Source organism: Pseudomonas cavernae (assembly GCF_003595175.1).
In the GTDB taxonomy this organism is placed as follows: Bacteria; Pseudomonadota; Gammaproteobacteria; order Pseudomonadales; family Pseudomonadaceae; genus Aquipseudomonas; species Aquipseudomonas cavernae.
On sequence record NZ_CP032419.1, the window covers coordinates 1,988,484 to 2,008,618 of the forward strand.

Below are 20,135 nucleotides of genomic sequence, written 5' to 3' on the forward strand. Positions count from 1 at the left end.
AAGCATGACAAGGTGTGGAACTAACATGGGAATGCACCCCGTACAGGTGATCGCCGTGACCGGCGGCAAAGGTGGCGTGGGCAAGACCAACGTCTCGGTGAATCTGTCCCTGGCCCTGGCCGACCTCGGTCGCCGGGTGATGCTGATGGACGCCGACCTCGGCCTGGCCAACGTCGATGTGCTGCTGGGCTTGACGCCCAAGCGCACGCTGGCCGATGTGGTCAGCGGTGAATGCGATCTGCGTGACGTGATCATCCCGGGCCCCGGCGGCATTCGCGTGGTGCCGGCGGCTTCCGGCACCCAGAGCATGGTGCAGCTGTCGCATATGCAACACGCCGGGCTGATCCAGGCCTTCAGCGATATCAGCGACAACCTCGATGTGCTGATCATCGATACCGCCGCCGGTATCAGCGACGCGGTGGTCAGCTTCGTCCGCGCCGCCCAGGAAGTGCTGGTGGTGGTGTGCGACGAACCGACCTCGATCACCGACGCCTATGCGCTGATCAAACTGCTCAACCGCGATCACGGCATGAGCCGCTTCCGCGTGCTGGCCAACATGGCCCACAGTCCGCAGGAGGGGCGCAACCTGTTCGCCAAGCTGACCAAGGTTACCGACCGCTTCCTCGACGTGGCCCTGCAGTATGTCGGCGCCGTGCCATACGACGAGTCGGTGCGCAAGGCGGTACAAAAACAGCGCGCCGTGTATGACGCGTTTCCGCGTTCGAAATGTGCCCTGGCGTTCAAGGCGATCGCCCAGAAAGTCGACGGTTGGCCGCTTCCAGCCAACCCGCGCGGCCATCTGGAGTTTTTCGTCGAGCGTCTGGTGCGGCACCCGTCTACCGAACCGGCCGTATGATCGCAGCCACTGGACAGCGTATGTACTACAAGGCACAGGCACGGGATTCCCAGCACCAGTTGATCGAGCGCTATGCGCCGCTGGTCAAGCGCATCGCCTACCACCTGTTGGGCCGCCTGCCGGCCAGCGTGCAGGTCGAGGATCTGATCCAGGCCGGGATGATCGGCCTGCTCGAGGCCGCGAAGAAATACGACTCCAGCAAGGGCGCGAGTTTCGAGACTTTCGTCGGCATCCGCATCCGCGGTTCGATGCTCGACGAGGTGCGCAAGGGCGACTGGGCGCCGCGTTCGGTGCACCGCAACAGCCGCATGGTCAGCGATGCGATCCGGAAAATTGAAGCGCGAACCGGTCGTGACGCTAAAGATCACGAGGTTGCTGCCGAACTCCAATTGAGTCTCGAAGATTACTACGGCATCCTTGGTGACACTTTGGGCAGCCGCCTGTTCAGTTTCGACGACCTGTTGCAGGACGGCGAACATGGCGAGCTGGCCGAAGACGCCGAGAGTACCCACTCAGAACCTTCACGCGATCTGGAAGAGGAACGCTTCCAGGGCGCTTTGGCGGACGCCATCGGCAAGCTGCCGGAGCGGGAAAAGTTGGTGTTGTCGCTGTATTACGACGAAGAGCTGAATCTCAAGGAAATCGGCGAAGTGCTGGGGGTCAGCGAGTCGCGAGTCAGCCAGTTGCATAGCCAGTGTGCCGCGCGTTTGCGTGCACGTTTGGGCGAATGGCGCGCACGCTGAGGCGCTATTTGGGGCTGTAGTTGCACGATTGATCGGCGCCTCCCCGGGGCGGGGGCGTTTAAGACTGACCGGAGGTCGACTTGGACAAGAATATGAAAATCCTCATCGTTGACGATTTCTCGACGATGCGACGGATCATCAAGAACCTCTTGCGTGATTTGGGTTTCACCAACACGTCCGAGGCGGACGATGGCACCACCGCGCTGCCGATGCTGCATAGCGGCAACTTCGACTTCCTGGTGACCGACTGGAACATGCCGGGCATGACCGGTATCGACCTGCTGCGCGCGGTGCGCGCCGACGAGCGCCTCAAGCACCTGCCGGTGCTGATGGTGACCGCCGAAGCCAAGCGTGATCAGATCATCGAGGCGGCACAGGCCGGGGTAAACGGCTATGTCGTCAAACCGTTCACGGCGCAAGTACTGAAAGAAAAGATCGAGAAGATCTTCGAGCGCGTCAACGGCTGATCTCCGCCGCGAGGGCACTATGGATCACAACGATTCCCTGCTGGGTGACCTCGAGTCGACCCTGAAAAGTCACGCCCGCGAACTGGTCGAAAGCCTGGAAAAAGGCAACTTCGGCGAGGCCGTGCAGCTCATTCACGAGCTCAACAAGGCGCGCGACCGTGGCCTCTATCACGAGGTCGGCAAGCTGACCCGCGAATTGCACAACTCGATCGTCAACTTCCAGCTCGATCCGCGCATGCCCCATGCTCAGGAAGTCTCGCAGATCACCGACGCCACCGAGCGGCTGAACTACGTGGTGACCATGACCGAGAAGGCGGCCAACCGCACCATGGACTTGGTCGAGCAGAGCGCGCCGTTGGTCAACGATCTCAGCGACGAGGCCCAGCGCCTGAGTGCCGACTGGGGGCGTTTCATGCGCCGCGAGTTGGGTGCCGACGCCTTCCGCGATCTGGCCAAGCGCATCGAGCTGTTCCTCGCCCGCAGCGAGCGCGACACGCACAAGCTGTCGGCCAATCTCAACGACATTCTGTTGGCGCAGGACTTCCAGGACCTCACCGGGCAAGTGATCAAACGGGTCACCCAGCTGGTCACCGAGGTGGAGAGCGATCTGCTCAAGTTGATGCTGATGGCCAGCAGTGTCGATCGCTTCGCCGGCATCGAGCACGATCTCGATCAGCTGCGTAGCGAACAAAAACAACAAAAAAATCCATCCCAGGGTGAAGGTCCGCAGATTCATGCCGATAAGCGTGATGACGTCGTATCCGGTCAGGACGATGTCGACGATCTGCTGTCCAGCCTGGGTTTCTAGGTTCTGGCTGAACCTTTTGGAGCACGCACAATGAGCTTTGGCGCCGATGAAGAAATCCTCCAGGACTTCCTGGTAGAGGCCGGCGAGATTCTCGAGCAACTTTCCGAGCAACTGGTCGAGCTGGAAAGCCGGCCGGATGACGCGGACCTGCTCAATGCCATCTTTCGCGGGTTCCATACCGTCAAGGGCGGTGCCGGCTTCCTCCAGCTGAACGAGTTGGTGGATTGCTGCCACATCGCCGAGAACGTCTTCGACATCCTGCGCAAGGGCGAACGGCGGGTCGATTCGGAATTGATGGACGTGGTTCTGGCTGCGTTGGATGCGGTCAACGGCATGTTCACCGAGGTGCGCGAGCGCGTCGCCTTGACCCCGGCTTCTCCGCAGTTGCTGGCCGCCCTGGCGCGCCTGGCCGAGCCGCAGCGCGACGACGAACTGGCTGCGCCTGCAGCCGTCGCCGAGCCAGAGCCAACGGTGGCTAGCGGCGACATCACCGATAGCGAGTTCGAGCAACTGCTCGAAGCCCTCGGCGATGAGCCGGGCGCTCAGGCGGAAACAGTCGCCGCGGGCGGCGATGAGATCAGCGACGACGAATTCGAGGCGTTGCTCGACCAGTTGCATGGCAAGGGCCAGTTCGGCGGCGGCGTGGCGGCTGCGACAGTGGCTGTGGCCGAAGCGCCGGTGGCGGACGTGGTTGCCAGCGATGACATCAGTGACGACGAATTCGAGGCCTTGCTCGATCAGCTGCACGGCAAGGGCAAGTTCGACGCCAGCGCCGCCACTGTTGCGGCTGGCGAAAGTGTTGCAAGTGCCGCGGTGGTGGCCGGGCCGGTTGCCGTCGCAAGTGCGGCGAGTGAGCTGATCAGCGACGACGAATTCGAAGCCTTGCTCGATCAGCTGCATGGCAAGGGCAAGTTCAGCGAGGCCGCCAGCACTGGCGCCGACGAGTCTGCCGTTGCGGTCGCCACTCCGGTGCCGGCCATCAACGGCGCGGCCAAGCCGGCGGCGCCGAGCAAACCGGCCACCCCGGCGCCGGCCAAGGCCGAGCCGCTGCGCAGTGCTGCGCCGGCGAGCGACAAGCCGGCGGCAAGCAGCGAGGCGGAAACCACGGTGCGGGTCGACACCGCGCGCCTGGACGAGATCATGAACATGGTCGGCGAACTGGTGTTGGTGCGTAATCGCCTGGTGCGCCTGGGTGCCAACAGCAGCGACGAGAGCATGGCCAAGGCCGTGTCCAACCTCGACGTGGTCACCGCCGACCTGCAGACCGCGGTGATGAAGACCCGCATGCAGCCGATCAAGAAGGTCTTCGGCCGCTTCCCGCGCCTGGTCCGCGATCTGGCGCGCAATCTGAAGAAAGAAATCAACCTGGAACTGGTGGGCGAGGAAACCGACCTCGACAAGAACCTGGTCGAGGCCCTGGCCGACCCGCTGGTGCACCTGGTGCGCAACTCGGTGGACCACGGCATCGAGCTGCCGGAGGCGCGCGAGGCCAAGGGCAAGAACCGTGGCGGGCGCATCGTCCTGGCGGCGCAGCAAGAGGGCGACCATATCCTCCTGTCGATCACCGACGACGGCAACGGCATGGATCCCGACGTGCTGCGCGTCAAGGCGGTGGAGAAGGGCCTGCTGGACAAGGACGCCGCCGAGCGCCTGAACGAATCGGAATGCTACAACCTGATCTTCGCTCCGGGCTTCTCGACCAAGACCGAGATTTCCGACGTGTCCGGCCGCGGCGTTGGCATGGATGTGGTGAAGACCAAGATTTCCCAGCTCAACGGCACCATCAATATCCATTCGAGCAAGGGCCAGGGCACCAAGATCGCCATCAAGGTGCCGCTGACCCTGGCGATCATGCCGACCCTGATGGTGATGCTCGCCGACCAGGCCTTCGCCTTCCCGCTGGTCAACGTCAACGAAATCTTCCACCTCGACCTGTCGCGCACCAACGTGGTAGATGGCCAGGAAGTGGTGATCGTCCGCGACAAGGCGCTGCCGCTGTTCTACCTCAAGCGCTGGCTGGTCAAGGACGCCGGCTACGCCGAGCAGCAGCGCGAGGGCCATGTGGTGATCCTCTCGGTCGGCACCCAGCGCATCGGCTTCGTCGTCGATCAGCTGGTCGGCCAGGAAGAGGTGGTGATCAAGCCCTTGGGCAAGATGCTCCAGGGCACCCCCGGCATGTCCGGAGCGACCATCACCGGCGACGGCCGCATCGCGTTGATCCTCGACGTGCCCAGTTTGCTCAAGCGCTACGCGCGGCGCATTTGATTGATTGGCCGTCGGCCCTGCGGGGCGGCGGCATGCAGGAGTGTGTATGGCAGTCAAGGTCCTGGTGGTCGACGATTCCGGCTTCTTTCGCCGACGGGTCTCGGAGATTCTCTCTGCCGATGCCAGCATCCAGGTGATCGGCACTGCCACCAATGGCCGCGAGGCCATCGATCAGGCGCTGGCGCTCAAGCCCGACGTGATCACCATGGATTACGAGATGCCGATGATGGACGGCATCACCGCGGTGCGGCACATCATGCAGCGCTGTCCGACGCCGGTCCTGATGTTCTCCTCGCTGACTCACGAGGGCGCGCGGGTCACCCTCGATGCCTTGGATGCCGGCGCGGTGGACTTCCTGCCGAAGAATTTCGAGGACATCTCGCGCAACCCGGAGAAGGTCAAGCAGCTGCTGTGCGAGAAGGTTCACAGCATCGCCCGCAGCAACCGCCGCTACAACCATTTCAGCGCGCCTGTGGCGCCGCCCGCTGCCAGCCCCGCGGTCAGTCCGTCGCTGGGCAATCGGCCTAGCAGCCCGGCGCCGGTCCGCTCTGCTCCGGCGGCGCCGGCTGCGGCAGCCGCCAGTCCCGCTCCGGCCGGCCCGGCGCCACGGCGCAAGAGCTACAAACTGGTCGCCATTGGCACCTCGACCGGCGGACCGGTGGCCCTGCAGCAGGTGCTGAGCCAGTTGCCGGCGCATTTTCCGGCGCCGCTGGTGCTGATCCAGCACATGCCGGCGGCCTTCACCAAGGCCTTCGCCGAGCGTCTCGACAAGCTCTGCAAGATCCGCGTCAAGGAAGCCGAAGATGGTGACCTGCTACGCCCCGGCCTGGCTCTGCTGGCGCCCGGCGGCAAGCAGATGATGATCGATGGCCGCGGCGCGGTGCGCATCCTTCCCGGTGACGAGCGGCTGAACTACAAGCCGAGCGTCGACATCACCTTCGGCTCGGCGGCCAAGTCGTTCAACGACAAGGTGCTGGCGGTGGTGCTCACCGGCATGGGCGCCGATGGCCGCGAGGGCGCACGCATGCTCAAGCAGGGCGGTAGCCAGATATGGGCGCAGGACGAGGCCAGCTGCGTGATCTACGGCATGCCGATGGCGGTGGTGAAGGCCGCTCTGGCCGATGCCGTGTACAGCCTCGATGACATCGGCCGGCATCTGGTCGAGGCCTGCGTCTGATGGACGTGCTGAGCCTAATCGGCGTCATTCTCGCCTTCGTCGCCATTCTCGGCGGCAATTACCTGGAAGGCGGGCATGCCAGCGCGCTGCTCAATGGCCCGGCGGCGCTGATCGTCATCGGCGGCACCCTCGGTGCCGCATTTCTGCAGGCTCCGGTCAGTGTATTCAAGCGCGCGCTGACGGTGCTGCGCTGGATATTCTTTCCGCCGCGCATCGACCTGGTCGGCGGCATCAACCGGGTGGTGGGCTGGAGCATGACCGCACGCAAGGAAGGCCTGCTCGGCCTCGAAGCGCTGGCCGATGTCGAACCCGATGCCTATGCGCGCAAGGGCCTGCAGCTGCTGGTCGACGGCTCTGAGCCGGAGGCCATCCGCAGCATCCTCGAAGTCGATCTCTACACCCAGGAAAGCCGCGACCTGCAGGCCGCCAAGGTGTTCGAGAGCATGGGTGGCTATGCGCCGACCATCGGTATCATCGGCGCGGTGATGGGCCTGATTCACGTGATGGGCAACCTGGCCGACCCGAGCATGCTCGGCAGTGGTATCGCCGTGGCCTTCGTCGCCACCATCTACGGCGTGGGTTTCGCCAACCTGCTGCTGTTGCCGATCGGCAACAAGCTGAAGGCCGTGGTCCTGCGTCAGGCGCGTTATCGGGAGATGCTCTTGGAGGGCATCCTCTCCATCGCCGAGGGCGAGAATCCGCGCGCCATCGAACTGAAGCTGCAAGGCTTCATGGACTGATGGAGTAGGCCCGTGGCACGTAGACGCCAGCACGAAGAACATGAAAATCACGAGCGCTGGCTGGTGTCCTACGCCGACTTCATCACCCTGCTGTTCGCCTTCTTCGTGGTCATGTACTCGATTTCCTCGCTCAACGAGGGTAAGTACAAGATCCTTTCCGACACCCTGGTCGGCGTGTTCAATCAGCCGGATCGCGCGATCAAGCCGATCCCGGTCGGCGAGGAGCGACCGCTGACCACCGCTCCCGAGCGCCCCGCGGATCAGGACGTGGCCCATGGCCGCGATGAATCCGCCGAAGCCTTGGAGGATATCGCCGCGAGCATGCGCCAGGCGCTGGGCGAATTGATCAAGACCGGCCAGGTCACCGTGCGCGGCAATGAGCTGTGGGTGGAGATCGAGCTGAATTCGAGTCTGCTGTTCCCCAGCGGCGACGCGCTGCCGCGCAACCAGGCGTTCGCCATCATCGAGAAGGTTGCCAAGATTCTGTCGCCCTACGACAACCCGGTGCATGTCGAGGGCTTCACCGACAACCTGCCGATCAAGACCACGCAATACCCGACCAACTGGGAGTTGTCCGCGGCGCGGGCGGCCAGCGTGGTGCGCATGCTGGCACTCGACGGCGTGAGTGCCGGGCGGTTGGCGGCGGTCGGTTATGGCGAGTTCCAGCCGGTGGCCGATAACGCCACGGCGGAGGGCCGGGCGCGCAACCGGCGGGTGGTACTGGTGGTATCGCGCAACCTCGATGTACGTCGCAGCGTCAGTGGCATGGGCAGTGGCAAGGCCAAGCCCGACAGTGCGCTGCAACGCGCTGGCATGCAATCTGCACCGCTGTCGGCAGCACAGGCCCCGCCAGCGGGTGCCGTCAATTCTCCGTCGCCGGTGCACTGAAGCCGGCCTCAGTTCTCGGTCAGGCGCTTGGCCCGTCGGGAGGAAGGAACGCATGAGAGTCTGGGCAGTAGCCAATCAAAAAGGTGGTGTCGGCAAAACCACCACCACCATCGCCCTGGCCGGCCTGCTGGCCGATGCCGGCAAGCGCGTGGTGGTCGTCGATCTCGACCCGCATGGGTCGATGACCAGCTATTTCGGCCACGATCCGGACGCCCTCGAGCACAGCTGCTTCGACCTGTTCCTGCATCAGGGCAACGTGCCGCAGGGCTTGCCGCAGGAACTGCTGCTGCCCACCAGTCACGAACGCATCGCCTTGCTGCCGTCGAGCACCGCGCTGGCCACCCTCGAACGCCAGTCGCCGGGGCAGAACGGCCTCGGCCTGGTGATCGCCAAGAGCCTGACCCAGCTGTGGCAGGATTTCGATTTCGCCCTGATCGACAGCCCGCCCTTGCTCGGCGTGCTGATGGTCAATGCGCTGGCGGCCAGCCAGCAACTGGCGATTCCGGTACAGACCGAGTTTCTCGCAGTGAAGGGCTTGGAGCGGATGGTCAGCACCCTGGCGATGATCAACCGCTCGCGCAAACAGGCGCTGCCCTACAGCATCGTGCCGACTTTGTTCGACCGCCGTACTCAGGCGTCCCTGAGCACCCTGCGGGCGCTGCGCAATGCCTATCCGGAGCAACTGTGGCCGGCCTATATCCCGGTCGACACGCGCCTGCGCGACGCCAGCCGAGCCGGGCAGACGCCTTCGCAGTTCGATGCCAAGAGTCGCGGCGTGATTGCCTACCAGGCGCTGCTCAAACACCTGCTGGCGCGCCTGCCGGCCAGCCAGGTGGCATGAGATGCGCGCTCGCTCAAGTCCCTTGCCGGTCCTGCCGATAGCTAGGCAAGTCCATTTTTTCAGGTTGCCGTCATGAGTCGAGCCGTCGCTGTCGCTACCCGCCCGCAGTTGGCCTTGCAGTCCTATCTGGATAGCCTGTTGCAGGAGGCTGCGCTCGAGCTGGCCGAGTCGGTGAGCCGCGAAGAGTTCGAGGCGGCGGTGCTGGAAGAGCAGGTACGTGATTCCCGTTTGGCGCCGGTTGCGCTGGCTATCCCGGAGCCGGGCGCAGCGCCTCTGGTGGCAGCGCCGGACATCGTGGTCGAGGAAGCGGTGGTCGAGCCGCCGGTGGCCCTGGTGGCGCCGGTGGCCGAGTTGAATGTGGCGGCCGCGCCGCCGGTCATCCTGCCGGGGCTGCAGTTGGAAGGGCGACCGAGCTGGGCGCAGGAGCCGTTCGAGTGCCTGCTGTTCGACGTCGCCGGGCTGACCCTGGCGGTGCCGCTGGTGTGCCTGGGCTCGATCTACCCGCTGGCCGATCAAGAGTTGACCCCATTGTTCGGCCAGCCGGACTGGTTCCTCGGGCTGCTGCCGTGCCAGGCCGGCAACCTCAAGGTGCTGGATACCGCGCGCTGGGTGATGCCGGATCGTTACCGCGACGATTTCCGCCAGGGCCTGCAATACGTGATCTCGGTGCAGGGCTACGAGTGGGGGCTGGCGGTGCATCAGGTCAGCCGCTCGGTGCGCCTCGACCCCAACGAGGTCAAGTGGCGGGCTCAGCGGACCCAGCGCCCCTGGTTGGCGGGCACGGTGATCGAACACATGTGCGCCTTGCTGGATGTCGCGGCGTTGGCCGAGCTGATCGCCAGCGGCGCGGCCAAGCGCCTGGTCGATGGCCGGTTGCACTGAAGCGTTGAGTAATTGAAGAACTGAAGAATTGACTGTCTCGCCCTCGGCGGGGCTCTGTGTTAATAGCTTTGTGTTAATAACAGCGGGCACACCCGCGCGTACCGCCGTAAGCGGGTTTGGATGAGGCTAGGGAAATGAACAAATCGTCGATGCAGGGCGCCGAAGACCCCATTCTGCAGTGGGTGACCTTCCGTCTGGACAACGAGACCTACGGCATCAACGTGATGCAGGTTCAGGAAGTGCTGCGCTACACCGAAATCGCGCCGGTGCCCGGGGCGCCGAGCTATGTGTTGGGGATCATCAACCTGCGCGGCAACGTGGTGACGGTGATCGACACCCGTCAGCGTTTCGGCCTCAATCCGGCGCCGGTGACCGACAACACCCGTATCGTCATCATCGAGGCCGACAAGCAAGTGGTCGGCATTCTCGTCGACAGCGTGGCGGAAGTGGTGTACCTGAAGCAGTCCGAGGTGGAAACCGCGCCGAACGTCGGCAACGACGAGTCGGCCAAGTTCATCCAGGGCGTGTGCAACAAGAACGGTGAGCTGCTGATCCTCGTCGAACTGGACAAGATGATGAGCGAGGAAGAGTGGTCGGAGTTGGAGAACATCTGAGTTGATCGAGATCGCGCTGCTGCTTCTCACGCTAATCTGCGTCGCCCTGGCGGCTAGCTGCTGGTGGCTGGCGCGGCAGTTGCGCGAGCAGGCCGCGGAGCAGGCCAAGCGCGACGCCGCGCGCGATCAACGCCTCAAGGAGCTGGGCAAGCGCCTGGACACCTACCTGACCGGCAGCATCCGCATGGGCGAGGAGCTGCACGAGCTGCGCCATGTGGTGGCGCCGCTGCCGGACAAGCTCAGCCAGATCGAGCAGCGCGATCCCACCAGCCTGTCCTTCACCCAGGCCGCGCGCCTGGTCGGTCTGGGCGCCAGCGTCGACGACCTGACCCAGTCCTGCGGCCTCAGCCGCGCCGAGGCCGAACTGGTCAGCAAGCTGCACCAGTCCAAGCCGTAACTTAAGGTTCTTCCGTGCCTGGCCCGCCGAGCAGCGCGGGGGCGATGCCGTGCTCGCTTTCCGCGCCGAAACCCGGCGGGCACTTGCCCTGCAGATACCAGGCGAACGCGATAATCTCGGCGATGCTGCGATACAGCGCCTCGGGAATCGCGTCGCCAAGCTCCAGGCGGGCGAGCAGGCGCACCAGCTCGGCGTTCTCGTAGATCGGCACTTCATATTCGCGGGCGATGGCGAGAATCGCCTCGGCCAGCTCGTCGTCGCCCTTGGCGCTGAGGCTGGGGGCGTTCTGGCCATCGTAGGTGAGGGCGATGGCTTGGCGGGGTGCGTGCTGTTTCATGCGGTTTCGTCGATCCAGCGCTGTTCCAGGGTGGTGCGCGGCCCTTGCGGCGGCGTGCCTTGACGGCAGGCCAGCTCACCGACCGTGAGGCCAGCCGCGAGCAGGCGTTCGCGCAGGTTGTCGAGTTCGCTGTCGATCAGCCGGGCGGTGCCGGGGCGTTCGGCCCACATCTGGCTGGACAGGCTGCCGTGAGCCAGCTGCGCCTGCACCTGCAGCGGCCCGAGTGGTGCCAGGTCGAAGGCCAGCTCGACGCGCCAGAGCGTGTCCTGTTGGTCCTTCCTGCCCTGCTTGCTCTGATCTTCGCGTTGCAGCTTGAGCTGCAGCGGCACCAGTTCCTGCTGGTTGCGCATGGGCAGTTCCAGCTGCCAAGTGGTCAGCAAGTTGCCTTCCGGACTCAGCTGGGTTTGCGCCAGGCTCGACAGCTGGTGGGTCTGCAGGCGCGAGACGGCGGCGGCGGCGAGTTTCAGCAGGGCTTCCAGGTCGGCCTCGCCATCCATCGCCTGCAGCAGTTTGGACGGCAGGGGAAAGCTCAGCGCCTGCTGGCGATTGCCGGCCTGATCGAGGGCGCCGAGGGCGCTGCGCACGAAGGCCGGCAGAGCCTGGGCCAAGGTGCCGGCGGCAGTGCCAGGATTGAGCGGGGCGGCATTGGGCAGTTGCGGCAACAATTGGGCAATCAGGCGCAGCAGGTTGGCCTTGAGATCCTGCGGCAGGCTGGCGGTGTTTCCGCCGAGCAGTTTGGCTTCGAGCTGCAGGCCGCTGTTTTCCAGGGCCTGCGCCAGCCCCTTGGCATCGCTGAGCTGACGGATGTCGGGGCTGGCCGCGAGCAGCTGGTCGATGCTGGCGCGCAGACCTGCCGGCAAGGCGGCGCCGCTCAGCCCCTGCAGAGCCTTGAACAGGCCGTCGAGCGAGCCTTGGCGATTCTGTTGGGCCAGCAACTGCTGGCCCAGTTCCAGCTGATCCAGGCGGCCGCTGAGCGGCAGGAAACTCAATGCCTGGCTGCCCCGCACCTGGGCAGTCAGCAAGCTGCCGAGGGGTAGGGCGAGGGGCGTCTCTATGCTCAGCTTGTTGCCGGCCAGCGGCGTATTGAGCAGGTTGACCACCACCCGGTACAACACCTGCTGGGCCTTGAGCTGGGCGATCTGCTCGCTGGCTTCGACCTTGCCCTGGATCAGCGTGCCGATCGGCAGCAGGTTCAGGTCCAGCTGGGTCAGCGCACGCTCGCCGGCGCTCTGCAGAATCATCGCCAGCCGGGTGTCCGACAGCGCGGTGACGTTCAGCACGCTGCCCTGACTCAGCGGCTGGCTGCTGCTGGCCTGCAGGGTGGCCTGGCTGCCGTTGGCGAGGGTCAGCTTGAGCAGCACCTGGAAGCTCTGCGCCACCGCTTCCTTGACCGCGATCACCTCGGCCTTGGCGCTTTCGCCGCTGGCCAGCAGGCCGTCCAGCGGTTGCAGGAGCTTGAGCGCCTGCTCGGCGACCTGGCTGGGGCGCGTCGGTGGCGGGCTGGCGGGAAGCGGGCGAGTGCTGCTGATTTCGCTCATGGCGGGGGTTACAACCTGTTGAAAATGGCCGCTGCGGGTGGGTGGGCCGGGCATGTATAATGCCGCCCCGTTCGCGCCGGCCGTGCATTTCGCGTATGCCAGTATAGCGGCCGAGACCTTCCTGACTTGAGCGCCCTTGGGTAAGCATGCCGTGACCAGTCCTGTCCTTGAAACCGTGGCGCTCGCCTGTGAGCGGGACTGGCGTCTGCTGTTCGAGCGTCTCGACCTGCGTTTGAACGGCGGCGAGATGCTGCAGGTCAGCGGCCCCAATGGCAGCGGCAAGACCAGTTTGTTGCGTCTGCTCGCCGGGCTGATGCAGCCGACCACCGGTGAAGTGCGCCTGAACGGCAAGGCGTTGAGCAAGCAACGCGGCGAACTGGCGCGCAACCTGCTGTGGATCGGCCATGCCGCCGGAATCAAGGGCCTGCTGACGGCCGAGGAGAACCTCGCCTGGCTCTGCGCCCTGCATCAACCGGCCGCGCGCGCGACGATCTGGCGGGCGCTGGAGGCGGTCGGTCTGCGTGGTTTCGAGGATGTGCCGTGCCACACCCTGTCCGCCGGTCAGCAGCGTCGCGTCGCCCTGGCCCGTCTGTATCTGGAGGCGCCGCCGCTGTGGATTCTCGACGAGCCCTTCACCGCGCTGGACAAGCAGGGCGTGGCGCAGCTGGAGCAGCATCTGGCCCGGCACTGCGAACAGGGCGGGCTGGTGGTGCTGACCACCCATCACACGCTGGCGGTGAAGCCGGCCGCCTATCGCGACCTCGATCTGGGCGCCCTGATGGTGAGTGAGCATGCTGCATGAGTAACGTGTTCACCCTGCTGGTCGCCCGCGAAGCCCGCCTGCTGTTCCGTCGTCCGGCCGAGCTGGCCAATCCGCTGGTGTTCTTCGCCATAGTGGTCGCCCTGTTCCCGCTCGCCGTCGGTCCGGAAACCCAGCTGTTGCAGACTTTGTCGCCGGGGCTGGTGTGGGTCGCGGCCCTGCTGGCGGTGCTGCTGTCGCTGGATGGTCTGTTCCGCAGTGATTTCGAGGATGGCTCCCTGGAACAGTGGGTCCTTTCGTCGCACCCTCTGCCTCTTCTGGTTTTGGCCAAGGTGCTGGCACACTGGCTGTTCTCCGGGCTGGCATTGGTCGTGCTGGCGCCGCTGCTGGCGCTGATGCTCGGCCTGCCGGCGCGCTGTCTGCCGGTGCTGTTGTTGTCGCTGTTGCTCGGCACTCCGGTGCTGAGCCTGCTCGGTGCGGTCGGCGCGGCGCTGACCGTCGGTCTGAAACGTGGTGGCCTGTTGTTGGCCCTGCTGATTCTGCCGCTGTATATCCCAGTGCTGATTCTCGGCAGCGGGGCGCTGCAAGCTTCCCTGCAAGGACTGCCGGCGGTCGGCCACCTATTGTGGCTCGCCAGCCTCACCGCGTTGGCGGTGACCCTGACACCTTTTGCCATTGCCGCCGGCCTGACCATCAGCGTCGGTGAATAACAGGGCGGTCGGACCCTTGCGGCCGCCGCCCCAGAATGACGAGTTAGCGTGATGAACTGGACTTGGTTTCACAAACTGGGCTCGCCCAAGTGGTTCTACGAGAAGAGCGGCCGTTGGCTGCCCTGGCTGGCGCTCGCCGCCGCACTGCTGCTCGGCGTCGGCTTGGTCTGGGGCCTGGCCATCGCGCCGCCGGACTATCAGCAGGGCAACAGTTTCCGCATCATCTACATTCACGTGCCGGCGGCGATCCTCGCCCAGTCCTGCTACATCATGCTGGCGGTGGCCGGGGTGGTCGGTCTGGTGTGGAAGATGAAACTGGCCGACGTCGCCCTGCAGCAGGCCGCGCCGCTCGGCGCCTGGATGACGGTGATCGCGCTGCTCACCGGGGCGATCTGGGGCAAGCCGACCTGGGGCTCGTGGTGGGTCTGGGATGCACGTCTGACTTCGATGCTGATCCTGCTGTTCCTGTATTTCGGCGTGATCGCCCTCGGCCAGGCGATCAGCAACCGCGACAGCGCGGCCAAGGCCTGCGCGGTGCTGGCCATCGTCGGGGTGATCAACATCCCGATCATCAAGTACTCGGTGGAGTGGTGGAACACCCTGCACCAGCCGGCCACCTTCAAGCTCACCGAGAAACCGGCGATGCCGGCGGAAATGTGGCTGCCGCTGCTGGTGATGGTGCTCGGTTTCTACTGCTTCTTCGCTGCCGTGCTGCTGCTGCGCATGCGCCTCGAGCTGCTCAAGCGCGAAGGCCGCAGCAGTTGGGTCAAGGCCGAGGTGGTCAAGAGTCTGGGAGGAGTAAGATGAGCTTCAGCTCCTTCGGCGAGTTTCTCGCCATGGGCCAGCACGGCCTGTATGTCTGGACCGCCTACGGCATCAGCCTGAGCGTGCTGGTCCTCAACGTTGCGCTGCCGTTGCTGGCGCGGCGTCGTTATCTGCAAGAAGAGGCGCGCCGTCTGCGCCGGGAGAGCAAGTCGTGAATCCGCTGCGCAAAAAGCGTCTGATCATCATCCTCGGCATCCTCGCCGGGGTCGGCATCGCCGTGGCCCTGGCCTTGAGTGCCCTGCAGCAGAACATCAACCTGTTCTACACGCCAACCCAGATCGCCAACGGCGAGGTGCCGCACGACACGCGCATCCGCGCCGGCGGCATGGTCCGGGAGGGTTCGCTGCAGCGCTCACCGGATTCGCTGGTGGTGCGCTTCGTGGTCACCGATTTCGCCAAGGACGTGATCATCCAGTACCAGGGCATCCTCCCCGACCTGTTCCGCGAAGGGCAGGGCATAGTCGCGCTCGGCAAGCTGGACGCCGACGGCGTGCTGATCGCCGATGAGGTGCTGGCCAAGCACGACGAGAAATACATGCCGCCGGAAGTCACCAAGGCCCTCAAAGACAGCGGTCAGCTGCCAGACAGCGGCCAGTTGCCGACGAAGAAGGAGGGTTGAACATGAGCGCAGCCCTGCTGATTCCCGAACTCGGCCACTTGGCCATGATCCTCGCCCTGTGCTTCGCCATCGTTCAGGCGACGCTGCCGCTGATCGGTGCCTGGCGCGGCGATCGCCAGTGGATGAGCCTGGCGCAGCCGGCCGCCTGGGGCCAGTTCGCCTTCCTGGTGTTCGCCTTCGCCTGCCTGACCTGGGCCTTCCTGGTCGACGATTTCTCCGTGCGCTATGTGGCCAGCAACTCCAACAGCGCGCTGCCCTGGTATTACAAGTTCAGCGCCGTGTGGGGCGCCCATGAGGGTTCGCTGCTGCTCTGGGCGCTGATCCTCGGCGGCTGGACCTTTGCCGTGTCGATTTTCTCCCGCCAACTGCCGGAGGCCATGTTGGCCCGCGTGCTGGCGGTGATGGGGATGATCAGCATCGGTTTCTTGCTGTTCTTGATCGTCACCTCCAACCCCTTCGAGCGCCTGCTGCCGAACGCGCCGGCGGACGGCAACGACCTCAACCCGCTCCTGCAAGACATCGGCCTGATCGTCCACCCGCCGATGCTGTACATGGGCTACGTCGGCTTCTCGGTGGCCTTCGCCTTCGCCATCGCCGCGCTGCTCGGCGGCCGCCTGGACGCCGCCTGGGCGCGCTGGTCGCGGCCGTGGACCATAGTCGCCTGGGCCTTTCTCGGTATCGGCATCACCCTCGGCTCCTGGTGGGCCTATTACGAACTGGGCTGGGGCGGCTGGTGGTTCTGGGATCCGGTGGAAAACGCCTCGTTCATGCCTTGGCTGGTCGGCACCGCGCTGATCCATTCGCTGGCGGTGACCGAGAAGCGCGGGGTGTTCAAGAGCTGGACCGTGCTGCTGGCGATCGCCGCGTTTTCGTTGAGTCTGCTCGGTACCTTCCTGGTGCGTTCCGGGGTGCTGACCTCGGTGCACGCCTTTGCCTCCGATCCGGCGCGCGGGGTGTTCATCCTCGCCTTCCTGTTGCTGGTGGTCGGCGGCTCGCTGACCCTGTTCGCCGTGCGCGCCCCGGTGGTCAAGAGCCAGGTCGGCTTCGCCCTGTGGTCGCGCGAGACCCTGCTACTGGTCAACAACCTGGTGCTGGTTGTGGTGGCCGCGATGATCCTGCTCGGCACCCTCTATCCGCTGGTGCTGGATGCGCTGACTGGGGCCAAGCTGTCGGTCGGCCCGCCGTATTTCAACGCGCTGTTCCTGCCGTTGATGAGCATCCTCATGCTGGTGCTGGCGGTCGGTGTGCTGGTGCGCTGGAAGGACACGCCGCTGCAGTGGCTGGCGCGCATGCTCACCCCGGTGCTGCTTGGCAGCGTGGTGCTGGGCGGACTGGCCTCTTTCGTCCTGGCGGATTTTCACTGGGCGGTGCTGGCCGCCTGCCTGTTGGCGGCCTGGGTGGTGCTCGCCGGCCTGCGCGACCTGCTCGACAAGACCCGCCACACCGGCCTGCTCGCGGGCCTGGGCAAGCTCGGTCGCACTTACTGGGGCATGCAGCTGGCGCACCTCGGCATCGCGGTCTGCGCCCTCGGTGTGGTGCTGTCCAGCCAGGGCAGCGCCGAGCGTGACCTGCGCCTGGCGCCGGGCGAGGCGGTGGAGCTGGGCGGTTATCAGTTCGTCTTCGAGGGTGCCAAGCACTTCGAGGGGCCGAATTTCACCTCCGACAAGGGCACCATCCGGGTGATCGAGGACGGCAAAGAAGTCAGCGTGCTGCATCCGGAAAAACGCCTGTACCGCGTGCAGCAGTCGGTGATGACCGAGGCCGGCATCGACGCCGGCTTCACCCGCGATCTCTACGTCGCCCTCGGCGAGCCGCTGGACAACGGCGCCTGGGCGGTGCGCGTGCAAGTCAAACCCTATGTGCGCTGGATCTGGTTCGGCGGCCTGCTGACCGGTCTCGGCGGCCTGTTGGCGGCGCTGGACCGGCGCTACCGGGTCAAGGTGAAAACCCGGGTGCGCGAAGCCCTCGGTCTGGTCGGAGCGCAAGCATGAAGCGTCTGGTGTTGTTGATTCCGCTGCTGATCTTCCTCGGCGTCGCGCTGTTCCTCTATCGCGGCCTGTTCCTCGATCCGGCGGAGCTGCCCTCGGCGTTGATCGGCAAGCCGGTGCCGGCCTTCTCGCTGCCGGCGGTGCAGGGCGAGCAGACCCTGACCCAGGCCGACCTGCTCGGCAAGCCGGCGCTGCTCAACGTCTGGGCCACCTGGTGCATCGCCTGCCGGGTCGAGCATCCGATGCTGAACAAGCTGGCCGAGCAGGGCGTGCGCATCCATGGCATCAACTACAAGGACGACAACGCCGCCGCGCAGAAGTGGCTGCAGGAGTTCCACAACCCCTACCAGCTCAACATCAACGACGCACAGGGCAGCCTGGGCCTGGACCTCGGTGTCTACGGCGCGCCGGAAACCTTCCTGATCGACGCCAAGGGCGTGATCCGCCACAAGTTCGTCGGCGTGATCGACCAGACTGTCTGGCGCGAACAGTTGGCGCCGCTGTACCAGCAGTTGGTCGATGAGGCCGGCCAATGAAGCGTTCTTTTGTCGCTCTGGTACTCGGCCTCAGCCTGCTCGGCGGCGCCCAGGCCGCCATCGACACCTACCAGTTCGCCGACGAGGCACAGCGGACCCGCTTCGCCGAGCTGACCAAGGAACTGCGCTGCCCGAAGTGCCAGAACCAGGACATCGCCGACTCCAACGCGCCGATCGCCGCCGACCTGCGCCGCGAGATCCATCGCATGCTCGGCGAGGGCAAGAGCAATGAGGAGATCGTCGAGTTCATGGTCGAGCGCTACGGCGAGTTCGTCCGCTACAAGCCAGCCGTCAACTCCCGCACCTGGCTGCTCTGGTACGGTCCGGCCGGCCTGCTGGTCGGTGGGTTGCTGGTGCTCGGGGTGATCGTGCTGCGCCGCCGTCGGGTGGAAAACGCCCCGCCTGCCAGCCTCTCCGCCGAGGAGCGTGCGCGCCTCGATACCCTGCTGAATTCCACCTCTGCGGATAAATCTACCGATGATTGATTTCTGGCTCGCCGCCGGCCTGTTGCTGCTGCTGGCTCTGGCGTTTCTGTTGATCCCTGTGCTGCGCGGTCGCCGCGCGCAGCCCGAGGAAGACCGCACCGCCCTCAATGTCGCCCTCTATCAGGAACGCCTGGCCGAGCTGCAAAGCCAGCAGCAGGCCGGCGTGCTGACTGCCGAGCAACTGGAAGGCGGCCGCGCCGAAGCCGCGCGCGAACTGCTGACCGACACCGAGGGCGCCGACGTGGCGCGCAGCTCGCGGCTGGGTCGCGCGGTGCCACTGCTGGCCGCGCTGCTGGTGCCGCTATTCGGCCTGGGCCTGTACCTGTACTGGGGGGCCAGCGACAAGGTCGAGTTGACCCGCGAGTTCAGCCAGATGCCGCGCAGCATCGAGGACATGACCGCGCGCCTGGAGCAGACCGTCAAGGCCCAGCCGGACTCGGCGGAAGCCTGGTACTTCCTCGGGCGCACCTATATGGCCCAGCAGCGCGCGGCGGAGGCGGCTACGGCCTTCGAGCGTGCCGCCACGCTGTCCGGCCGCCAGCCCGAGGCGCTCGGACAATGGGCGCAGGCGCTGTACTTCGCCAGCGAGCGCAAGTGGTCGGCGCAGATGCAGGCGCTGACCGACGAGGCGCTGAAAGGCGACCCCGAGGAAGTCACCAGCCTGGGCCTGCTGGGCATCGCCGCCTTCGAGAGTCAACGCTACAAGGACGCCATCGGCTTCTGGGAGCGCTTGATCGCCGTGCTGCCGGCCGAAGACCCGTCGCGGGCAGCGATCCAGGGCGGGGTCGAGCGGGCCAGGGCCAAGGTCGGTGACGCTGCCGGAGTCGACCAGCCGGCGCTGGCCGCGGCCAGCAGCGGCGCGACCCTCAAGGTGCGGGTCGATTTGGCGGCTAAGCTGAAGGACAAGGTCCAGCCGGGCGACAGCGTGTTCGTCTTCGCCCGCGCCACCAGCGGCCCGCCGATGCCGCTGGCGGTCAAACGTCTGACCGTCGCCGATCTGCCGGCCGAGGTCGAACTGAGCGACGCCGACGCGATGATGCCGCAGCTGAAACTTTCCGCATTTCCCGAGGTTCAACTGGTGGCACGCATCTCCCGCGCCGGCACCGCCACCGACGGCGAGTGGATCGGCCGCAGCCAGCCGCTGGCCAGCAGCACCACCGAGGCTCAGCAGCTGAGCATCGACAGCCCGGACAAGTGACAGGACCATGCCCATGAAACCGACCTTACGCGTTCTCGCTCTTGGCCTGATGGTCGGCCTGGGCGGCTGTAGCGTGCAGCCGCCGGTGTCGGACTCGGACTACCCGACGCAGCCGGCGCCCCGGCCGCTGCCGCCACCGCAGCAGCAGGCGCCGCTGCCGCGCCCGCCCATGCCGCCGGTGCAGCCGGTGCCGAAACCGCCGAGCATCATGAAGGCCCACCCGCGCTATGCGCCGCCGCCCGGCGGCAACTGCCACTGGGACAACAACCTGGGCGTCTACGTGCTGGAGAACGCCCGCGACCTCTACTACCGCGAGCGTACCTACTACCGCTGGGACAACGGCTGGTTCTGGTCCAACAGCCCGCAAGGGCCGTGGCAGGAAACCGACAGCAGCGGTGTGCCGCCGGGCTTGACCAAGCGCTACGCGCAGTAGGGGCGGCGGCTCCCGCCGATCCGACTGC

Annotated in this window: 24 protein-coding genes; 22 read left to right on the plus strand and 2 right to left on the minus strand. The window is 65.7% G+C overall.

The annotated features are described in order from the left end of the window. Positions 1-25 precede the first annotated feature (25 nt). The 12 genes from fleN (at position 26) to D3880_RS09250 (ending at position 10,678) form a co-directional block, all read left to right on the plus strand. Positions 26-856, plus strand: coding sequence for a flagellar synthesis regulator FleN (gene fleN / locus D3880_RS09195; protein ID WP_420800853.1), 831 nt, complete (start codon positions 26-28; stop codon positions 854-856). Next, positions 853-1,599, plus strand: coding sequence for an RNA polymerase sigma factor FliA (fliA, locus tag D3880_RS09200; RefSeq protein WP_162934968.1), 747 nt, complete (start codon positions 853-855; stop codon positions 1,597-1,599). The genes fleN and fliA overlap by 4 nt, the downstream gene beginning before the upstream one ends. A 92-nt stretch (positions 1,600-1,691) precedes the next feature. Then, on the plus strand, positions 1,692-2,066 hold the full coding sequence (locus tag D3880_RS09205; protein ID WP_177412165.1) for a chemotaxis response regulator CheY: 375 nt from the start codon (positions 1,692-1,694) through the stop codon (positions 2,064-2,066). A 19-nt stretch (positions 2,067-2,085) separates the two neighbouring features. Next, positions 2,086-2,874, plus strand: coding sequence for a protein phosphatase CheZ (locus D3880_RS09210; RefSeq protein WP_119893168.1), 789 nt, complete (start codon positions 2,086-2,088; stop codon positions 2,872-2,874). Between the two features lie 30 nt (positions 2,875-2,904). Next, positions 2,905-5,139 carry a chemotaxis protein CheA gene (locus tag D3880_RS09215; RefSeq protein WP_119893169.1) on the plus strand — a complete coding sequence of 745 codons (2,235 nt, stop codon included), beginning with the start codon at positions 2,905-2,907 and terminating at the stop codon, positions 5,137-5,139. Positions 5,140-5,185: 46 nt separating this feature from the next. After that, positions 5,186-6,316: a protein-glutamate methylesterase/protein-glutamine glutaminase gene (locus D3880_RS09220; RefSeq protein ID WP_119893170.1), complete on the plus strand. Its 1,131-nt coding sequence runs from the start codon at positions 5,186-5,188 to the stop codon at positions 6,314-6,316. Further along, entirely contained in the window at positions 6,316-7,056 is a 741-nt protein-coding gene (locus D3880_RS09225) for a flagellar motor protein (RefSeq protein WP_119893171.1), read from the plus strand. The genes D3880_RS09220 and D3880_RS09225 overlap by 1 nt, the downstream gene beginning before the upstream one ends. 12 nt (positions 7,057-7,068) lie before the next feature. Beyond that, positions 7,069-7,944, plus strand: coding sequence for a flagellar motor protein MotD (gene motD / locus D3880_RS09230; RefSeq protein WP_119893172.1), 876 nt, complete (start codon positions 7,069-7,071; stop codon positions 7,942-7,944). A 52-nt stretch (positions 7,945-7,996) separates the two neighbouring features. Next, entirely contained in the window at positions 7,997-8,785 is a 789-nt protein-coding gene (locus D3880_RS09235) for a ParA family protein (RefSeq protein ID WP_119893173.1), read from the plus strand. Positions 8,786-8,857: 72 nt separating this feature from the next. Further along, positions 8,858-9,667 (plus strand): CheW domain-containing protein, encoded by an 810-nt coding sequence (locus tag D3880_RS09240; RefSeq protein ID WP_119893174.1) that lies wholly within the window; start codon positions 8,858-8,860, stop codon positions 9,665-9,667. 134 nt (positions 9,668-9,801) lie between these two features. Next, complete coding sequence (locus D3880_RS09245; RefSeq protein ID WP_119893175.1) at positions 9,802-10,281, plus strand: chemotaxis protein CheW; 480 nt, start codon at positions 9,802-9,804, stop codon at positions 10,279-10,281. Position 10,282: 1 nt separating this feature from the next. Next, positions 10,283-10,678, plus strand: a complete 396-nt coding sequence (locus D3880_RS09250; RefSeq protein ID WP_119893176.1) for a DUF2802 domain-containing protein — start codon at positions 10,283-10,285, stop codon at positions 10,676-10,678. Position 10,679: 1 nt separating this feature from the next. Here D3880_RS09250 and D3880_RS09255 read toward each other — a convergent pair whose 3' ends face one another. Together D3880_RS09255 and fliK are read right to left on the minus strand one after the other, a co-directional pair. Continuing rightward, positions 10,680-11,015 (minus strand): EscU/YscU/HrcU family type III secretion system export apparatus switch protein, encoded by a 336-nt coding sequence (locus D3880_RS09255; RefSeq protein WP_119893177.1) that lies wholly within the window; start codon positions 11,013-11,015, stop codon positions 10,680-10,682. Further along, the gene (fliK, locus tag D3880_RS09260) at positions 11,012-12,553 is read right to left on the minus strand and encodes a flagellar hook-length control protein FliK (RefSeq protein ID WP_119893178.1); all 1,542 of its coding nucleotides are present in this window, start codon (positions 12,551-12,553) and stop codon (positions 11,012-11,014) included. The genes D3880_RS09255 and fliK overlap by 4 nt, the downstream gene beginning before the upstream one ends. A gap of 136 nt (positions 12,554-12,689) precedes the next feature. Here fliK and ccmA point away from each other — a divergent pair, with 136 nt between their 5' ends. From ccmA to D3880_RS22690, 10 genes are read left to right on the plus strand one after another with little or no spacing between them, the layout of a single operon-like run. Then, on the plus strand, positions 12,690-13,355 hold the full coding sequence (ccmA, locus tag D3880_RS09265) for a cytochrome c biogenesis heme-transporting ATPase CcmA (protein WP_119893179.1): 666 nt from the start codon (positions 12,690-12,692) through the stop codon (positions 13,353-13,355). After that, positions 13,352-14,023 carry a heme exporter protein CcmB gene (gene ccmB / locus D3880_RS09270; RefSeq protein ID WP_119893180.1) on the plus strand — a complete coding sequence of 224 codons (672 nt, stop codon included), beginning with the start codon at positions 13,352-13,354 and terminating at the stop codon, positions 14,021-14,023. The genes ccmA and ccmB overlap by 4 nt, the downstream gene beginning before the upstream one ends. Before the next feature lie 48 nt (positions 14,024-14,071). Continuing rightward, positions 14,072-14,830: a heme ABC transporter permease gene (locus D3880_RS09275; protein ID WP_177412166.1), complete on the plus strand. Its 759-nt coding sequence runs from the start codon at positions 14,072-14,074 to the stop codon at positions 14,828-14,830. Beyond that, complete coding sequence (gene ccmD / locus D3880_RS09280) at positions 14,827-15,003, plus strand: heme exporter protein CcmD (protein ID WP_119893182.1); 177 nt, start codon at positions 14,827-14,829, stop codon at positions 15,001-15,003. The genes D3880_RS09275 and ccmD overlap by 4 nt, the downstream gene beginning before the upstream one ends. Next, positions 15,000-15,467 carry a cytochrome c maturation protein CcmE gene (gene ccmE / locus D3880_RS09285; RefSeq protein WP_119893183.1) on the plus strand — a complete coding sequence of 156 codons (468 nt, stop codon included), beginning with the start codon at positions 15,000-15,002 and terminating at the stop codon, positions 15,465-15,467. Before ccmD ends, ccmE begins: the two co-directional genes overlap by 4 nt. A 17-nt stretch (positions 15,468-15,484) precedes the next feature. Further along, complete coding sequence (locus D3880_RS09290) at positions 15,485-17,458, plus strand: heme lyase CcmF/NrfE family subunit (RefSeq protein ID WP_162935047.1); 1,974 nt, start codon at positions 15,485-15,487, stop codon at positions 17,456-17,458. Then, positions 17,455-17,991, plus strand: coding sequence for a DsbE family thiol:disulfide interchange protein (locus D3880_RS09295; protein WP_119893185.1), 537 nt, complete (start codon positions 17,455-17,457; stop codon positions 17,989-17,991). Before D3880_RS09290 ends, D3880_RS09295 begins: the two co-directional genes overlap by 4 nt. After that, the gene (locus D3880_RS09300) at positions 17,988-18,476 is read left to right on the plus strand and encodes a cytochrome c-type biogenesis protein (RefSeq protein WP_119893186.1); all 489 of its coding nucleotides are present in this window, start codon (positions 17,988-17,990) and stop codon (positions 18,474-18,476) included. The genes D3880_RS09295 and D3880_RS09300 overlap by 4 nt, the downstream gene beginning before the upstream one ends. Next, positions 18,469-19,674 carry a c-type cytochrome biogenesis protein CcmI gene (gene ccmI / locus D3880_RS09305; protein WP_119893187.1) on the plus strand — a complete coding sequence of 402 codons (1,206 nt, stop codon included), beginning with the start codon at positions 18,469-18,471 and terminating at the stop codon, positions 19,672-19,674. Before D3880_RS09300 ends, ccmI begins: the two co-directional genes overlap by 8 nt. A 13-nt stretch (positions 19,675-19,687) precedes the next feature. Beyond that, the gene (locus D3880_RS22690; RefSeq protein WP_162934969.1) at positions 19,688-20,107 is read left to right on the plus strand and encodes a hypothetical protein; all 420 of its coding nucleotides are present in this window, start codon (positions 19,688-19,690) and stop codon (positions 20,105-20,107) included. Positions 20,108-20,135: the final 28 nt, after the last annotated feature.

Bases quoted from the DNA above. Each gene is read 5' to 3' on its own strand.
- fleN (WP_420800853.1), top strand. From the start codon at position 26: ATGGGAATGCACCCCGTACAGGTGATCGCCGTGACCGGCGGCAAAGGT.
- fliA (WP_162934968.1), top strand. From the start codon at position 853: ATGATCGCAGCCACTGGACAGCGTATGTACTACAAGGCACAGGCACGG.
- D3880_RS09205 (WP_177412165.1), top strand. From the start codon at position 1,692: ATGAAAATCCTCATCGTTGACGATTTCTCGACGATGCGACGGATCATC.
- D3880_RS09210 (WP_119893168.1), top strand. From the start codon at position 2,086: ATGGATCACAACGATTCCCTGCTGGGTGACCTCGAGTCGACCCTGAAA.
- D3880_RS09215 (WP_119893169.1), top strand. From the start codon at position 2,905: ATGAGCTTTGGCGCCGATGAAGAAATCCTCCAGGACTTCCTGGTAGAG.
- D3880_RS09220 (WP_119893170.1), top strand. From the start codon at position 5,186: ATGGCAGTCAAGGTCCTGGTGGTCGACGATTCCGGCTTCTTTCGCCGA.
- D3880_RS09225 (WP_119893171.1), top strand. From the start codon at position 6,316: ATGGACGTGCTGAGCCTAATCGGCGTCATTCTCGCCTTCGTCGCCATT.
- D3880_RS09235 (WP_119893173.1), top strand. From the start codon at position 7,997: ATGAGAGTCTGGGCAGTAGCCAATCAAAAAGGTGGTGTCGGCAAAACC.
- D3880_RS09240 (WP_119893174.1), top strand. From the start codon at position 8,858: ATGAGTCGAGCCGTCGCTGTCGCTACCCGCCCGCAGTTGGCCTTGCAG.
- D3880_RS09245 (WP_119893175.1), top strand. From the start codon at position 9,802: ATGAACAAATCGTCGATGCAGGGCGCCGAAGACCCCATTCTGCAGTGG.
- D3880_RS09255 (WP_119893177.1), bottom strand. From the start codon at position 11,015: ATGAAACAGCACGCACCCCGCCAAGCCATCGCCCTCACCTACGATGGC.
- fliK (WP_119893178.1), bottom strand. From the start codon at position 12,553: ATGAGCGAAATCAGCAGCACTCGCCCGCTTCCCGCCAGCCCGCCACCG.
- ccmB (WP_119893180.1), top strand. From the start codon at position 13,352: ATGAGTAACGTGTTCACCCTGCTGGTCGCCCGCGAAGCCCGCCTGCTG.
- ccmD (WP_119893182.1), top strand. From the start codon at position 14,827: ATGAGCTTCAGCTCCTTCGGCGAGTTTCTCGCCATGGGCCAGCACGGC.
- D3880_RS09295 (WP_119893185.1), top strand. From the start codon at position 17,455: ATGAAGCGTCTGGTGTTGTTGATTCCGCTGCTGATCTTCCTCGGCGTC.
- D3880_RS09300 (WP_119893186.1), top strand. From the start codon at position 17,988: ATGAAGCGTTCTTTTGTCGCTCTGGTACTCGGCCTCAGCCTGCTCGGC.
- ccmI (WP_119893187.1), top strand. From the start codon at position 18,469: ATGATTGATTTCTGGCTCGCCGCCGGCCTGTTGCTGCTGCTGGCTCTG.
- D3880_RS22690 (WP_162934969.1), top strand. From the start codon at position 19,688: ATGAAACCGACCTTACGCGTTCTCGCTCTTGGCCTGATGGTCGGCCTG.